This is a genomic window from Nonomuraea recticatena (assembly GCF_039533245.1).
Classification (GTDB): Bacteria; Actinomycetota; Actinomycetes; order Streptosporangiales; family Streptosporangiaceae; genus Nonomuraea; species Nonomuraea roseola.
In genome coordinates, this window is sequence record NZ_BAAATE010000194.1 from 1 (window position 1) to 539 (window position 539).

Here is a 539-nt window from a genome sequence, read left to right on the forward strand (position 1 = left end):
TCAACTCACCTTCACAGGCTTACAGAACGCTCCTCTACCGCTCAACTTGCGTTGAACCCGTAGCTTCGGTGCATGGTTTGAGCCCCGTTACATCTTCCGCGCAGGACGACTCGATCAGTGAGCTATTACGCTTTCTTTAAATGATGGCTGCTTCTAAGCCAACATCCTGACTGTTTTAGCCTTCCCACTTCGTTTCCCACTTAGCCAATTTTAGGGACCTTAGCTGGCGGTCTGGGTTGTTTCCCTCTTGAGTCCGGACGTTAGCACCCGGTGCTCTGTCTCCCAAGCTGTACTCGTCGGTATTCGGAGTTTGCATAGGTTTGGTAAGTCGCCATGACCCCCTAGCCTAAACAGTGCTCTACCCCCGACGGTAATACTTGAGGCACTACCTAAATAGTTTTCGGAGAGAACCAGCTATTTCCAAGTTTGTTTAGCCTTTCACCCCTATCCACAGCTCATCCCCTAGTTTTGCAACACTAGTGGGTTCGGACCTCCAGTACCTGTTACGGCACCTTCATCCTGGCCATGGATAGATCACT

Annotated in this window: 1 rRNA gene; it reads right to left on the minus strand. The window is 50.6% G+C overall.

Annotation, left to right across the window (positions count from 1 at the left end):
* A 23S ribosomal RNA gene (locus tag ABFX50_RS51115) occupies positions 1–539 on the minus strand; the annotation flags it as partial.